The sequence below is a fragment of the Pseudomonas sp. HY7a-MNA-CIBAN-0227 genome (assembly GCF_040310325.1).
Classification (GTDB): Bacteria; Pseudomonadota; Gammaproteobacteria; order Pseudomonadales; family Pseudomonadaceae; genus Aquipseudomonas.
In genome coordinates this window covers 1-242 of the sequence record NZ_JBEOPT010000325.1, presented here as the reverse complement: position 1 = coordinate 242, position 242 = coordinate 1, and the positions used below count along the sequence as shown (strand labels likewise).

The window sequence follows — 242 nt, the reverse complement described above, 5'->3', positions numbered from 1 at the left end:
ATCTAAGCCCTTACGGAAATTAACCCGCGCTTGAATCGGATCGCCCAATAGCTCACCGGTTGCAACCAAATCATCAATGACATCATAAGCCAGATATGGATAGACACAAGTCGCGCCAAAGCCAATCAATACTGCTATTTGATGCGAATCACGCGCGAGACCCGTCTCAATGATTAAATTGGCATCAGTACGAATACCTTGACCAATGAGGTAATGATGCACCGCACCCGTTACCATAATGG

1 protein-coding gene is annotated in these 242 nt (G+C 46.3%); it reads right to left on the bottom strand.

What is annotated here, in order from left to right; all coding sequences use genetic code 11:
• The coding region (locus AAEZ06_RS28120) for a glutamate synthase central domain-containing protein (RefSeq protein ID WP_350617478.1) at nucleotides 1–242 on the bottom strand (242 nt) is incomplete at both ends.